15 protein-coding genes are annotated in these 14,415 nt (G+C 63.9%); 1 reads left to right on the top strand and 14 read right to left on the bottom strand.

What is annotated here, in order from left to right; all coding sequences use genetic code 11:
• From VOM14_RS27020 to VOM14_RS27070, 11 genes are all read right to left on the bottom strand, one after another.
• Positions 1 to 471, bottom strand: coding sequence for a TadE/TadG family type IV pilus assembly protein (locus VOM14_RS27020; protein WP_442955588.1), 471 nt, complete (start codon positions 469 to 471; stop codon positions 1 to 3).
• On the bottom strand, positions 468 to 1,334 hold the full coding sequence (locus VOM14_RS27025; protein ID WP_327631796.1) for a tetratricopeptide repeat protein: 867 nt from the start codon (positions 1,332 to 1,334) through the stop codon (positions 468 to 470). The genes VOM14_RS27020 and VOM14_RS27025 overlap by 4 nt, the downstream gene beginning before the upstream one ends.
• Positions 1,331 to 2,281, bottom strand: coding sequence for a type II secretion system F family protein (locus VOM14_RS27030; protein ID WP_327631797.1), 951 nt, complete (start codon positions 2,279 to 2,281; stop codon positions 1,331 to 1,333). The genes VOM14_RS27025 and VOM14_RS27030 overlap by 4 nt, the downstream gene beginning before the upstream one ends.
• Complete coding sequence (locus VOM14_RS27035; RefSeq protein ID WP_327631798.1) at positions 2,278 to 3,255, bottom strand: type II secretion system F family protein; 978 nt, start codon at positions 3,253 to 3,255, stop codon at positions 2,278 to 2,280. The genes VOM14_RS27030 and VOM14_RS27035 overlap by 4 nt, the downstream gene beginning before the upstream one ends.
• A complete protein-coding gene (locus VOM14_RS27040; RefSeq protein ID WP_327631799.1) occupies positions 3,252 to 4,628 on the bottom strand; it encodes a CpaF family protein in 1,377 nt (458 codons plus the stop codon). The genes VOM14_RS27035 and VOM14_RS27040 overlap by 4 nt, the downstream gene beginning before the upstream one ends.
• Positions 4,628 to 5,842 (bottom strand): AAA family ATPase, encoded by a 1,215-nt coding sequence (locus tag VOM14_RS27045; protein ID WP_327631800.1) that lies wholly within the window; start codon positions 5,840 to 5,842, stop codon positions 4,628 to 4,630. The genes VOM14_RS27040 and VOM14_RS27045 overlap by 1 nt, the downstream gene beginning before the upstream one ends.
• A gap of 16 nt (positions 5,843 to 5,858) precedes the next feature.
• The gene (locus VOM14_RS27050) at positions 5,859 to 6,242 is read right to left on the bottom strand and encodes a CpaD family pilus assembly lipoprotein (protein ID WP_327631801.1); all 384 of its coding nucleotides are present in this window, start codon (positions 6,240 to 6,242) and stop codon (positions 5,859 to 5,861) included.
• A gap of 22 nt (positions 6,243 to 6,264) precedes the next feature.
• Entirely contained in the window at positions 6,265 to 7,617 is a 1,353-nt protein-coding gene (locus VOM14_RS27055) for a type II and III secretion system protein family protein (RefSeq protein WP_327631802.1), read from the bottom strand.
• 47 nt (positions 7,618 to 7,664) lie between these two features.
• On the bottom strand, positions 7,665 to 8,672 hold the full coding sequence (cpaB, locus tag VOM14_RS27060; RefSeq protein ID WP_327631803.1) for a Flp pilus assembly protein CpaB: 1,008 nt from the start codon (positions 8,670 to 8,672) through the stop codon (positions 7,665 to 7,667).
• Between the two features lie 26 nt (positions 8,673 to 8,698).
• Positions 8,699 to 9,196 (bottom strand): A24 family peptidase, encoded by a 498-nt coding sequence (locus VOM14_RS27065; protein WP_327631804.1) that lies wholly within the window; start codon positions 9,194 to 9,196, stop codon positions 8,699 to 8,701.
• A 97-nt stretch (positions 9,197 to 9,293) separates the two neighbouring features.
• Positions 9,294 to 9,479, bottom strand: a complete 186-nt coding sequence (locus VOM14_RS27070; RefSeq protein ID WP_327631805.1) for a Flp family type IVb pilin — start codon at positions 9,477 to 9,479, stop codon at positions 9,294 to 9,296.
• Between the two features lie 751 nt (positions 9,480 to 10,230).
• Between VOM14_RS27070 and VOM14_RS27075 the strand changes: the two genes are divergently transcribed.
• Positions 10,231 to 10,944 (top strand): methyltransferase family protein, encoded by a 714-nt coding sequence (locus tag VOM14_RS27075; RefSeq protein ID WP_327631806.1) that lies wholly within the window; start codon positions 10,231 to 10,233, stop codon positions 10,942 to 10,944.
• Between the two features lie 354 nt (positions 10,945 to 11,298).
• On the opposite strand, the gene VOM14_RS27080 is transcribed toward VOM14_RS27075, so the two are convergent.
• The 3 genes from VOM14_RS27080 to VOM14_RS27090 all read right to left on the bottom strand — a co-directional run bounded on the left by VOM14_RS27080 (position 11,299) and on the right by VOM14_RS27090 (position 14,200).
• Complete coding sequence (locus VOM14_RS27080; RefSeq protein WP_327631807.1) at positions 11,299 to 11,946, bottom strand: hypothetical protein; 648 nt, start codon at positions 11,944 to 11,946, stop codon at positions 11,299 to 11,301.
• Between the two features lie 477 nt (positions 11,947 to 12,423).
• Positions 12,424 to 13,155, bottom strand: coding sequence for a glycine zipper 2TM domain-containing protein (locus tag VOM14_RS27085; RefSeq protein WP_327631808.1), 732 nt, complete (start codon positions 13,153 to 13,155; stop codon positions 12,424 to 12,426).
• A gap of 334 nt (positions 13,156 to 13,489) precedes the next feature.
• Positions 13,490 to 14,200, bottom strand: coding sequence for a FadR/GntR family transcriptional regulator (locus tag VOM14_RS27090; RefSeq protein WP_327631809.1), 711 nt, complete (start codon positions 14,198 to 14,200; stop codon positions 13,490 to 13,492).
• Positions 14,201 to 14,415 lie beyond the last annotated feature (215 nt).

Below are 14,415 nucleotides of genomic sequence, written 5' to 3' on the forward strand. Positions count from 1 at the left end.
TCACTCGTAATTCATGACGGTAGTGGCCGACAGCGTGATCGGGCCGGTCAGCGAAGACAGGGCCGAGCCGAGCACGAGGCCGCTATATTGATAGGTCACGGTGACCTGCAAAGGATTTCCCGGCAGCGAACCGTTCGGCTGGCCGACGGTGACGGTCGGCGTGGTGGCGGTTCCGCCGGTGACCAGATTCTGCTGAGCGTAGCTCAACGCGACGTTGCTGATCTCGCTCGTCGTGTATTGGGGAACCCGCACGACAACTCCGGCGCGCGCGGCTTCTCTGCTTGCATTGGTGATGACCGCCTTGTCGCACAGCAGCAGACTCACATCCACGATGCCGAACAGCACGAGCATGAGGAACGGAAAAACCAGCACGAATTCGAGCGCGATCGCGCCGCGTTCGCCGCTTCTCGATGCGCGAGGGGCCGCCCGCGCCGGGAGCCGGCGACGCAGGCCGGGCTTGGCAGGGCTCATCGCGAGTTGTCGCCTGGCAAGGGCGCGCCGCCCGCCGTCACGGCCGCCGCGTTTGCGCCGGCTCCGCGAGCGGTGTTGTCGGCGAGCCTGTCGCGCAGCGATTGATAAAAGCGCAGGTTGTCGTCCGCCGACGAAGGCGGCAGATCGACCAGCAGAATCTGCTTGGCCGCTTCGGTATTGCCGAGCAGACCATAGGCGAGCGCCAGATTCTGTCGCGCCTGCAACGGCGCGTTGGGCAAGCCCGCGATATCGAGCAGCGTGTTCGCGGCTTCGCGCGGCCTGTTTTCGAGGATCAAAGACATGCCGAGGTCCACACGCAAGCCCTGTTCTTCCGGATGCGCCGCGAGTGACCGGCGATAGACGGCCTGAGCGTCCGCATGCCGTCCTTCGAGGTCGAGCACGGCGCCGAGGCCTTCGGACACCACCGGGTTATCCGGCTGGGCGGCCATGAGCGCTCGATACAGCGCCGCTGCGTCATCGAGGCGGCGCTGCTTGAGCGCGACGCGCGCAAGACCGAGCTGCGCCGCGGCCTTGTCGGGCAACTGCTGCGCGGCGCGCTCATAGAGACTGCGAGCCCGCGCCAGATCGCCGCTCAGGTACATCGAATCGCCGAGGCCGAGCAGCGCTTGCGCCGAATTCGGATTGGCCGTAAGCGATTTTTCGAACAGCGTGGTCGCGAGTTCGATGTCGCCGGCGCGCAATGCGCCTTCGGCCACGTGCAGATCGGTGGTCCCGCTGGGGTTCGCCGATGAAGCGATCGGACGCGGATTGAAGGCGCCGCCGCTCGCGCACCCGGCAAGGAGCGCGCTCACCAGCGGCACCGCGAGAGTGAATGCGCGCAGCGAGGCAGGAAGAAGTTTCATTTGAACACCGCAATCAGGCGAATTACAGCAGGACCGGCCGCGATCAGACCGACGGTCGGCAGAATGAAGAGCATCATCGGCATCGTCATTTTGGTCGCGAGTTTCGCGGCCTTTTCTTCGAGCGCCATCATCTGCGCGGTGCGTTCGGCGCGCGACAGCATGCGCAGCGAGTGGGTGATCGGCGTGCCGTACTGTTGCGACTGGATCAGCGTCGAGACGAGCGCGCGCACCGACGGCAGGCCGATCCGATCCGAAAGATTGCGCAAGGCGAGCGCGCTGTCGCTGCCGATCTGCAACTCATCGCCTGTCACGGTGAACTCGTCGGCGAGCGGCGGGCAGATGGTGCGCAGCTCGCGCGCGACCCGCTTCACGCCGACCGCGAGGCTGTTGCCGGCGTTCGTGCAGATCACGAGCAGGTCGAGCGCGTCGGGCAGATAAGAAGAAATAGTGCGTTGCCGCCGGCTGACCAGAACGCCGAGCGCGATTTCCGGCAGGATCATGCCGACGATAAACGCCGTGCCCATCATTAGCGCGCGGAACACAAAGTATTCGCCGATTCGCGGCACATACGGCCCGGCGACAATCGCGGCGAGCGCAAGGAGCGCGCCGACAAGGAGCTTGAGTCCGATCATCATCGAGATGGCGCGGCGCTCGCGAAATCCCGCGCGCACGAGTTGCGCGCGCAGTTCGTTGCGCTGCGCCTGGCCGCCGACCGGCACATGCTCGCCAAGCGACGCGAAGCTTCTGAGAAGGGGTTGCAGCAGGCCGGCAGCCTGGTCTTCGTTGCGCGACATCTGTTGCGGCATGGCTCGCAGCACGGTGCGCCGCGTGCGATGAGCGATGCGCCGCCGCGAACCGCGCGGCGAGATCAGCGCGAGCAGCAGCCCGCCGCATAGCAGCAGCACCAGCGCAAGATCGCGCATGACGGGGGAATCGATATGGATCATCGCGAGGTATCCAGTCGTGAAATTTTTTGGATCAACGTCAGACCGACGACGAGCAATACCGCGGCGAGCGTCAGCATCTTGTGGCCCGCGCGAGTGTGAAAGAGCAGGTCCACGTAAGGCCGGTTGATCATGTACAGGAAGCCCGTGATCGCAAACGGCACCGAGGCGATGATCTTGCTGGCGATGCGCCCCTCGGCGGTCAACGCGCGCGTCTTGAGCCGGATGTCCCTGCGGGTGCGGATGATGGTCGAGAGATTCTCAAGCGTTTCTCCAAGATTGCCGCCGGTCTCGCGTTGCAGCAGCATGCACACCGCAAAGAAGGAAAAGTCGGCGATCTGCACGCGTGCGACGGCCTTTTCCAGCACCTCGTTCAGGTCGGCGCCCAGCCGCAGGCTGTCGCCCATGGTCCGGAAGGTCGAGCGAACCGGTTCGTCGGCTTCCTGCCCGGCCGTGCCGATCGCCTGAACCGCGGGAATGCCGGCACGCACCGCGCGGATGATGAGTTCGAGCGTGTCCGGAAACACCAGCAGAAACTGCGCGCGAAAGCGCGCAATCAGAAACCGATAGGTGAGCCTGGTCATGCCAAGCGGAAGCGCTGCATAGACAAGCGGATGCGTCCACCACGGCAGCGGCGTGAGCCATACCACCACGAAGGCGACGATCGCGCCCATGAGCGCGCCCGCGCACACGATGCGTATGCCGCTCGCGCCGCCCACCGTTCTGATGCGCTGCACCCGCTGCTGCACCCAGCGCTGCATCGCGCTGTAGTCGCGAGTCCGCTCGAACAGCGCGCCGCCCGCGTCGGCCGGCGCAGCCGCCTCGCGCGCGACGCGCAGGCGATCGAGTTGCCGCATGCGCTGCTGGATGCGTTGCCGCGGCCTGCGGCGCAACAGATCGCGCAGCGACGCCGCGATCAGTCCCGCGACCACGATCGCGAAGAACGCGCCGACAGCGACGACGTCTGCGGGAGTCATGGCCGCATCGCCTCCATGAGCGCCTGTTCGAGACCGTAGTAGGCGGCGCGTGTCGCGAACACCGGCCGCAACGACGACGACTCGAAGCTGCCTTTCACGTCTTCCTGATACGCGCTCGCGTCGTAGTGAAACGCGAACAGGTCTTGCGTGATGATCACGTCGCCTTCCATCCCCGCGACCTCGGTCACGCGCGTGACGCGGCGCACGCCGTCGCGCATGCGCTCCACTTGCAGTATCAGATGCACCGCGCTGGCTATCTGACGGCGTATTGCCGTGAGCGGCAGATTTCCATTGGCCATCATGACCATGCTTTCGAGACGCGTGATGGCGTCGCGCGGCGTGTTGGCGTGAATCGTGGTCATCGAGCCGTCGTGGCCGGTGTTCATCGCCTGTAGCACGTCGAACGCTTCCGGGCCGCGCGTTTCGCCGAGGATGATGCGATCGGGCCGCATCCGCAGCGCGTTGCGCACCAGGTCGCGCTGCGTCACCGAACCCAGGCCCTCGCTGTTTTCCGGTCGAGTCTCGAGACTCACCACATGCGGCTGCTGCAATTGCAGTTCCGCCGCGTCCTCGATCGTCACGACGCGTTCATGCTCGTCGATATGATGCGACAGCGCATTGAGCAGCGTGGTCTTGCCCGAGCCGGTGCCGCCCGAGATGATGAGGTTGAGGCGGCACGCGCTGGCCACCTTCAGCATGCGCACCATCTCTGGTGAGATGTTGCCCTGCTGCGCCATGCGCGCGAGCGTGATATTGCGGCGCGAGAACTTGCGGATCGAGATCGACGCGCCGCGCAGCGCGATGGGCGGCAGCACGACGTTGACGCGGCTGCCGTCGGCGAGCCGCGCATCCACCATCGGGCTGCTTTCGTCGACGCGCCGCCCGACTGCCGCCGCGATCCGTTGCGCGACGTTGACCACATGCGCGTTGTCGCGGAACTTGAGCGGCGTCAGTTCGAGCCGGCCGTGCCGTTCCACGTAGACCTGGTCCGGACCGTTGACGAGCACGTCGGTCACCGCGTCGTCGGCGAGAAGCGGCTCGATCGGCCCGACGCCGAACATGTCGTTCACGATTTCGCCGACGATCAGCGCCTGCTCGGCGGACGTCACGTTGAGTTGCTCGCGCGCGACCAGGTCGGCGGCGATTTCGTCGATGGCCGCGCTGACCTGCTCGCGCGTCTTCATCAGTGCCGCCGACATGTTCATCGAGGCGAACACCACCGTGCGGATCTTGCGGAAGTTCTCCGACCGGATGAGGGCCTCATACCCGTCGGCGGGCGTCCGCTGCGGCGCGCCCGCGGGCGCGGCGGTCTCGGCTGCCTCGGCATCGGCACGCGCGAGCGCTTGCGGCGGCTGTTTCTTTACGCCGAACATCAGGCGCTCCTCCATCGCTTCAGAAGCTGCGTGTGCCACGCGGGCGGGGCGGCGGACTCACGCCCCGTCAGGTTGTCGGCGAGGCGCTCGATGGCGGCCGCAAAGCCGTCGCGGCCCGCGCGTGCGCCGATGGGTTCGCCGAGGTTCTCCGCGCGCGCAAGCGACTTCGGATCGTAGGGAAACTCATGCACGACGGAGCTGCCGAGCGCGCGTTTGAAGTCCTGTGCATGCACGCGATCGGCGACCGGTTCGAGCGGGTTATTCAGCAGCACCGAGATATCCCGATTGTCCGAGTGCTCCTCGGCAAAGCGGATGATGCGCGCGCACTCGCGGGCCGCGTACACGGACCGGTCGGTGACGATACACACGTTCTGCGAGACGTCGAAGAGTTCTTCCAGGCCGCGTCCATCGCGCCTCGGCAGATCGAGCAGCACATAGTGGAAGCGCCGCGTGAGCACATTCGCGAGGTTGGCGAGCGCGCCGGGGCGCAGCGCGACGTCCGTTTCGTACGCGAGTTCGGACGCGAGCACGAACAGCCGGTCGCCGGCCGCCGTCATCGCGCGATCGAGCGAGGGGGAGTCGATCGCGCCCGGCTCCTGGAGCAGCTCCGTCAAACCGTTGCCGATGCGCAGCCCGAGCATGGTGCTCGCCGCGCCGCCGTGCAGGTCGAGATCGACGTACACGACGTGTCGGAGCGTCCGTGCCGACAGATGGCGCGCGAGCGAGACCGCGATCGTCGTCGCGCCCACGCCGCCACGCGCGCCGACAAAACCAATCACCTTGCCCGCGCGCGCCGGCGTCGACGGATCGCGGGTGGAGAGCGAGCGCCGCAGCAATTCGACCGTGACGGGCTTGACCACGTAGTCGTGCACGCCGACTTCGAGCAGACTGCGATAGAGGCCGACATCGTTGCGCTCGCCGATCACCACGACGGAGACGGACGGCGCGCAGGCGTCGGCGAGCCGCGCGAGGTCGGACAGGGGCATCTCCGAGCCGGACACATCGACGAGCAATTGGCGCGGCGGACGGCCGAGCGTACGCAGCAAACGGATGGCGTCGTCGATCGTGCCGGTCTGGACGTGGGCGTTGGCGATGGCCTGGTCGGCGATCAGGCTTCTCAGGGCGCCGACGCTGGCCGCGTCCGAGAAGACCGCGAGCAGGTCCACGGCTTCGGCATTGGCGATGGCGGGGCGAAACAGATCGAGCGCATTCATGGGGCGTGGCTAGCCGTCAGTGGGTCAGTTGCGTGGTGGTCGAGGTGGCGTTGGGCTGCTTCACGCGCCCTTCATCGAAGCGGCGCACCGCGCCTGCAGCGGTTGCCGCGCCGGCTCCGGCATAGGGCAGCGGTTCGACCAGATCGGCCGGGCGCGCCAGCATGACCGCGAGGTTCGTGTAGGTCGCGCAGCCGAACGGCACGCTCGGGCGCGCGGCGCCCGCATCGGTCAGATGCGACGGCTCGACGAGCGTCGCGCAATCCGGCGCAATCGCGTTGCGTCCGTCGAAGCCGACGACCGAGGCGCTGGGCAATCCGATCGGCGGCGTGGCCGACAGGCACGCGGTGAGCGCGAGCGGCAGCGCGGCACAGGCGAGGAGAGCGGCAAGACGAGAAGGCATGGCGTGTTCCTTTGCAGTCCAGTCAGTAGATGAAGCCCGCTGCGCCCACGAGGCGCGGCACGGTGCCCGACAGCGGATCGCCGCCCAGCTTGCGCTGCAATACATATTCGATGTCGCTGCTCGGCTTGACGAGGGCGTCGATCGGCTGGCGCAGGCGTCCGGGGTCGGCCGGTTGCACGATATACGGCGTCACGATGACGACGACCTCGGACTTGTTGTTCAGATAATTCTTCGATGAGAAGAGCTTGCCCAGGATCGGAAGCCTGCCGAGACCCGGCAGTTCGGCGAGCACGTCGCTCGTCTTGCTTTGCAGCAGTCCGCCAATGGCGAAGCTTTGTCCGCTCGACAGTTCCACGGTGGTTTCAACGCGGCGCACCGTGAGCGCCGGCACCTTGATCGCGTCGATCGTCACGCTGTTGGTCGGATCGATTTCGCTCACTTCGGGGCGCACCTTCAGGCTGATGCGGTTGTCGGCCAGCACGGTCGGCGTGAAGTCGAGCGAGACGCCGTACGGCTTGAATTCCACCGTGATCGAATTGTTCTGGCTTTGCGGGACCGGAATCGGAAATTCTCCGCCCGCCAGAAAGCTCGCGGTTTCACCCGACATCGCCGTGAGGTTGGGTTCGGCGAGCATCGTGATGAGGCCTTCCTGGTCGAGCGTGTCCAGCACGCCGTCGATCGCCCACTTGCCGACGTTGAAGCCGCCGAGTATGGAGAACGCGCCCGTCGAGGTCAGCGTGGCGCCGCGGCCGCTGAACAGCCCGCCGACGAAATTCCCGCTCTGACCGAGCGCGGTCCAGTTGATGCCCAGTTGCTGCGTCACGTTGCGATCAACCTCGGTGATGCGCACGCGCAGATGCACCTGAATGGGCCGTGACAGCGTCAGCCGGTTCACGAGCGTTTCCTTGTCGTGAAGGTAGGGTGAAAGAGACTGCATGACGGCATCGGCGGTGGCCGCGTCCGGCACGCGTCCTGCCACCATCAGGGAACCGGGCGCGCTCGTCACGGCGAGCTGCACGCGCGGGAAGCGGGCGTCGAGCATGCGTTGGATCGAACCCGTATCCGCGCTCACGACGATGGTCTCGCGCAGGATCGTGCGGTTGTTCGCGCCGAGCGCGAACAGCGTCGTGGTGCCCGCTTTCTTGCCGAGCACGAAAACGGTCTGCGCAGTAGGCACGTGCACGTCCGCGACGTCCGGATCAGCGACGAACACCGCGACGGCCGCCTCGGGCAAGCGCAGCATTTCGCCGCCGCCCGCCGCGAGCGCGAGGCGCGGCTCGCCGCTCGCGGCAAACGCGCTGTGGAGCGTGGCGGCCCACAATAAGAGTCCGCCGATCAGAGCGGCCCTTGATGCCGAATGGACACGATGCAACATAATTCTTTCCAGTCAGATTCCGGCGTCCCGGCGGGGCCGCCGACAAATCAGCGTTGTGCGGTGGGCTGCTCGTGCAGCGGACTTTGTTCCGCGACTGTCGCAGGCGGATTCGGCGGCAGCGGCGGCAAGCCCGCGACGCCGGTGCTGCCTGTCGATCGTGTGTCGCCTGACGCGTCCGAGACTTTCGAGCCGCGATAGACGATCACCGGATGAGGACTCGCCGTCACGCGTTCCGCTCGGCCGCGCTCCGTCGCGCGTATGGGCAGCATCGCGCGGGAGACATCGCCGGCCCACACGGGCGGCGTTTGCGGCGGCGTTTCGAGGCCGACGGCGGGCGGATTGCGGTCGCTCGTTGCGAAGCTGCGCAGCGCGAGCGAGAGCGAACCGAGATGGCTTGCGACCGCGACGACCTGCGCGGTATGCGCGGTCACTTCGAACGTGACGGTTCGTGCGCGCGTGTTCGCGTCGGGCGCTTCCGACTTTGGCCGCTGGAAGATCGAGCCCACCGCGAGCACGCGAACCCGGTTGACCACGGTCTCGCTTTCCACGGCACGCGGGTCGTTCTGCTGTTCGCGGCCCGAATCGCCGAGTTGCCGTGTAAGCAGGACGTCGACGTAATCGCCCGGCTGGATCAGCCCGGCGTTGCCCGAGACGTCGTCGATCGCCACCGAAATCGCACGCATGCCGGGCTTTAACGCGGCGGCCAGAAAGCCGGGCGCGTCGGGCGTGATGACATCGGCGGTGCCGAGCGGCGCGCCGGCGGTGACCGCGTGGCGCAGCACGTCGCCTTTAAGATCCGCGGCGAGCGCATCGCCCTTGTTGTCGTTGACGAGCGCGCCTTGCGGAACCTGCTTGTGCGGCATGTCCTTCCACGCCAGATCGCTGTCGCGCAACAACATGCCTTCGGGCAGATCGGCTGCCGCCACCCGTACGCGATCGACCTCGGGCGCGCGCGCGGGGCCCGGCTGCGATGCGGCCACGAAGAGCGCGCGGAACACCACCGCGCCGATCGCGGCGAACAGCACAAGGAGGGCGAGTTTCAGAAAGCGGGGCATGGGTTTGTATGAGACGGCCGGATAAATTAGAGCGGGTTCAGAAGCGGCAGCCAGACAGCGGCAATGCCACCGGCCGCGAGCGCGACGCCATAGGGCACGGCATGTCGCGGATCGTGTCGCGGGTCATGTCGCGGGCCGCGCGGCGAAACTGCGGTTCGGCGATTGCGGTACCGGTCGATTGCGAGCATCGTGACGCCCAGCATCAGTCCACAGCAGGACACGACGAAGAAGACGGGCCATGCGTATGCGGTCCCTGCCCACAGAAACACGGCAGCAGCGAGCTTGACGTCGCCGCCGCCCATCCAGCCGAATTTGAATAACAGTGCAAAGCCCACGAACGAGAGCGTCGCGGCAGCGGCGTGTGCTGCGAGGGAGGAAAGGCTGATTCCCGTCACGGCGGCATCCACACCGTAAAGACAGGCGACGAGCAAGACTGCGCGCGTGGGCAAACGGCGAAAGCGCAAGTCGCTGAGCGACAGCGATGCCAACACGAGACAGGTTGCAAATTTTGTGGCGTACTGCATCGAATGCTTTCCCTGATGTCCTGCTGCGCCTGCCAGACACCCGGCCCCTTGCGGGAGCCGGGTTGCTCCCTGCTGCGACACAGCCTGGAGACAGCGTTTAGCCGTTCTGGGCGTTGGTCACTTTCGCGATCATGTTGGAGAACAGCGTAGGCAGACCGCCCGCGCCGCTGAACACTGCACCAGCCGCGACGACTGCAATGACGACGATGCCTGCGAGCACCGAATATTCGAGTGCGCTAACGCCGCGTTCGTCACGCGACAGGGACTTAAAGAATTGCAGCATAAGGAGACTCCTGTGGAAAAACTCGTGTGGATACCAAGATTACGGGCCGCTTCTAGTTCGAAACCGTGCTCTTTAGCATCGGTTGTCGAATGCTCTGGAATCTCCGTCGTGCGAGCATGTCGGAAAAGGGCTGCGAACTCTCACACGGCCGAAAACGTTTGCATAGCAGAGGTGCGATGCTAGTCCCGAGCTTTCAACGAACTCATCTTAAGAGGAGCGCATGCGTCCCAAAACCTGGAAATAAGGCTGATCTTCCCGTCAATTCAAAGATAGTGTTAAACCTTAAGTATTTCTGAAGAGACCTTTCACGCAGAGCTCTCCCAGCATGCAAGTTGTAGTGGCAACTAATCACGTCATGAGATATTTCGAGCGAAGTCCGGACCAGTCATTTTTACCGGAGCGGAGTAGGTTTATTCGGCGCGATGGTGTTCGCAAAACAGGGTTCCAGAGAAGACGCATGGGCTGCGGTTGGAGCATTCACACGCGTGTGCTATTTGTTCGATAGTGCCTCTTGATGATCCCTGCTCCGAGTAATGGCGCCGGTCCCTGAATATCGGCGTCAAGACGAAAAAGACGGGCTAAAGAAAACGGGCGCACAGCCGTTAAGACATTCGAAATAGAGTTCGCCCGCTGAAGGCGGCAGATCTCTGATAGCCCCACTTCTGTTATTGATTTCCGGCATTTCCGGCATTTCCGGTACGCGGCTCGCGAGCTGCGCGACGATCCTCCTTAGCATCGACACGCAACGCCAATGGAACAAGAAAACCTGGTGCAGCCACACGCGCACACCGCCGCGATCCACTTCGATAATCCGGTGCTCGCATCGTTTCCTTCTTCTGCCGCACGGCTGACGTCAAAACAACTGGCAATCGAGATTGCGTTGCGGGTTTGCACGGTATCGGCACTGTCCGTATTTCTCGTTTCCGCGATCATCCAGGTTCTGAAAGACCCTTCGCGAGTCACGCTGTTGCTCTTCCTGTTCACCTCGCTTCTGGACATCGGCCTGGTGGTCTTCACTCGTGTGGCGCGCGAGCGTGACTTGAGTCCCGTCAGCATGGTGATGTCCATTACAGGAACCTTCTATTACGTCGCTTTTCGGATGGAGCCCGGCATCCATCTCGTTCCTGAGACGGCAGCCGTCAGCTTGCAAATCGTCGGCATCGTCATTCAGCTCTGGTCGAAGCTCACGCTGCGGCGCTCATTTGGACTTTTGCCGGCGAATCGCGGGGTGGTTGTGAGCGGGCCTTATCGCATCTTGCGGCATCCGATCTACGTCGGGTACATGATTAGAAACGTCGGCTTCTTGCTGCCGAACTTTGGACTTCAGAATCTCGTGGTGTTCGCGGTGCACTTCTGCGTGCAGATCTGCCGGATCGCTCGGGAAGAACACGTATTGTCCAAGGATAAAAGCTACCGCGAATATATGAGCCGCGTGCGATACCGATTGATCTTCGGTGTGTACTGAAGGCTTGTGTTGACGAGCGCGATGGCCGCTCGGGAAGCGCTGGTTCAATCGCGAATCACTTACATCCAGTTACAATTAATCGATTCGAAAGTGACGGCGAGTGCGACTAGGCGTCGATTGCCGGCGTCTTTGCGGGGCGAATCGCTTGAGTCTTGAACTCGACGCGCCGCCATGATTGCGGGACGCCAAGGCGGTTTCGAGTGAGATCAGTCGCGTGAATTGGTCTGATGAAAAGCCGCTCCAGACGATGAGCGGCTGATCCCCGCCGGCCTCATGAGAAGCCCGTCAGTCACAGCATCCCGGCGCCGCCAGGAATCGCCAGATAACACATGTAGGAATGCCAACCTTTCAACGTTAACCGTTGCTTTCTATCTTGTCGGCCAGCAGATTTAGCGCGCTCGATACTTGACGGCTGAAGTAGTTCGGCCGTTCACGCTCATAGCCGCGCAGCAGTTCCGTGGTGTCGCGTTCCACCCAGCGCCAGTGAGGCCCCTGTTTCGCGAATGCGGGATGATCGTGCAGTTCGGACGGCACGGGATGGTCGTCCTCCCACGCCCACAGAAACGGCTGCTTTTCCCCGGAAAACGGCACGCCGATCGCAGCCGCCACCGTCGCGTCGTGGCGCATCGTGAAGTCCACGATTTCGGTTCGCGTGCGTCCCTCGGCGTCGGCGTGACGCGCCTCGATCCAGCAGTGATAGCGCGCGAGTTGCGACAGATGCTTCGCGCTGCGGCGCCGCTCACGTGTCGAACAGAGCACGTACAGGTTGCCATTGCCGAAGTCCATCACCTCGCCGCCGGCAACGGCCCGATAGCGCACGCCCGTCAATAGCGTGAGGAATTGCGCGCCGACGATTGCATAGTCGGCGCAGCGCATATAGCCGTCCTTGGTCGTCGCCGCCGACACGCTTCTATGAACCGCTTCGGCGACGACTGAATGCAGCGCTGCATCCACCGGTGCGTTGAGGATGGGCGGCTGGTTTGCCGTGACTAGATCTCGCACTTCTGGGGCCCGATTCGACTATCTTATTTTGATGCTTAAGTATAGAGCTGTAATGTTACAGCAAATTACGTTAGCGCGACGAAAGATAGTCGTTGCCACGCAACATTGGCCGCTTGCCGGGCAAGCGAGGCTGAATCGCTGCCGCCGGGTCGAACGGCGATCAAATTCAGGGCAAGGGGAAAGAAAGGGGCGAGTCGAAGTCTCAGCACGTGGTGAGCGAGAGAGAACTTTCACGCGGAAGGACTGCGTTATATGAGGTGGTGATTGCAACACGAAATTGCTTGCGAACCTCGGCGAAATCGTATGGCAGACACTTTAGAAGAGACAGTTCGTTAGAACCTAAGCTAAGCTAACTGATTAGCATCCTTGCTGCGACATGGAAGTATCGGTCCTCCGTGCAGCAGCGGCCAATACTCGTGGAATCGGATGCTGCGATCAGCGGCGTGATCGCAGCATCCGGCAGCCGACAAGCCAGGCTTACGACGCCACAAGCGAGTCGCCGGAGACATGAACACGCTCGCCTATCTGCACTGTCGGCTGCGTGGAGTAGGTGAAATTCCGGTAGCTGCCATCCTGCATTCTGACCTGTACCTGATAGCTCGTCGCCTTGCGTACTGCGTGCTCGATGCCGTTGCCCGCCAATCCTCCGCCAACCGCTCCCGCAATCGTTGCGAGAACACGACCGCGTCCGCCTGCAACCTGATTTCCCAGCAAGCCGCCAGCCACGGCTCCGCCTACAGCGCCGAGACCCGTTGTCGGCTCGGGTTCCTGACTTGTATTGATGGCGACGACTTCGCCCGTGCTCGGGTCGACCGCGGCCGGACGTGGCGCGGGTTGCGCGACGTTACGATACGCGTCGTTGTTGGAATACGTGGGAGCCTGCTCGACCGGACTGCTCCGATGATGATGCACAGGAGGCCGCAGGGGCGCATCTTCCCGCGTGACGTGTCGCTGAACATCGGGTTGCGCCGGAGCAAGCGACGCGCTGGCGCTCCGCGCCACGACCGGTACAGGCTGGGTCGAAGCCTGGGTCGAAGCCTGGGTCGAAGGCTGGGTCGAAGGCGCGGTTGTCGCGCGGGACGTCGGAAGCACGCCGGTCATCGCAGCGATACCTGTCGCGCTGGCCAGGATAACGGCCACCGCCGCACCGGCCACCAGAGGATGAATGCGATTGCGCTGCGGCAAATCGGAAGTCGGGTTTGTGTTCATGTCGCGCTCCGTTGACGTGTGTCAGCAAAAACGCCGCAGCCCGCAATCCGGTGGACGTCCCGACAGCCAGACTTGTAAGCAGTTGTAGCGCTTGCTGGCGGATCTCCGGCGGCGATGTCTCCAGTGCATCCGCTCGGACGCCATCCGCCGCCTGACGCTAGCGCAAAAAACAAGGCACTCACGCCCGATGCCACGCCTGGCGTCAATCCGCGTCAGACCAGAAGCGCCGCGCGCCGCCTTCGAATGGAGATCAACCACGCGCTTGAGAGGGCGGAGCAAACCGAAACCTGATTGCTTCACTGCCGGTGAGCGCGCTTGCCGCGCCACACAGCCGCTACGTGGTCCGCTGTCCGCCGGTGAGCACCCGCTCCAGCGACATTTTCAGGTGACGCTGCATGGTCGCCTGTGCCTGGATCGCGTCGTGAGCTTCCAGTGCTTCGAGGATCACGCGATGTTCGTCGGGAACGGCGCCCCACGTGCTCTCGTTTTCGAAATGCCCGCGCAGCTTCTCCGACAGCGGACTATGCCTGGCATCGAAAAGCGAACTCACGGTGCGCACGAGCACCTCGTTGCCAGACATCTGCGCAATCGCGACATGGAATGCGCGGTCGGCGGCAACGGGAATTCGTCCCGCTTCGACTTCGCGCTGCATCTCGTTGTAGATGTCGCGCAAGATCTTCAGGTCCTTCGCTTTGCAAAAGGGCGCCACGCTCGCGGCGATCGAGCCCTCGATCACGCAGCGCGCGCCCATGATGTCGAGCAGGCTGTCGCCCAGTTCGGCCTGCGACAGCGCAACCTCGCTTTGACCATGCGGCGTCGCGCACACATACACGCCGGAGCCCATGCGGATTTCGACGAGCCCCTCCAGTTCGAGCGCGACCAGCGCCTCGCGCACCGACGGGCGCGAGACGCCAAGCGTCTCGGCGAGCGCGCGCTCAGGCGGCAAGCGGCCAGTCGGCGCGAAATCCGGCTGTGCGATCAGCTCGCGCAACTTTTCCGCGATCTGCAGGTAGAGGCGGCGAGGGTCGGCAGGTTTGACTGTCACGAACATGTCCTGACGATGGAGTGTCGGCAAGCCCAATGGGGCGAGCGCCGATTGTAATTTGAAGCGTCCGGCCGGCAAACAGCAGTCATGCACATCTGGGGAGTTTCCCGAGGTTCATCAAAATTGGCTTGACCAATATACGATGCCACTTTAATTTTGCCAATCTGGTAAGGCCAGATTTCGCGCGATGCATATCTGACCAGCCCGTCCCCGTA

Origin of the sequence: Paraburkholderia sp. MPAMCS5, assembly GCF_036016995.1 — a bacterium.
In the GTDB taxonomy this organism is placed as follows: domain Bacteria; phylum Pseudomonadota; class Gammaproteobacteria; order Burkholderiales; family Burkholderiaceae; genus Paraburkholderia.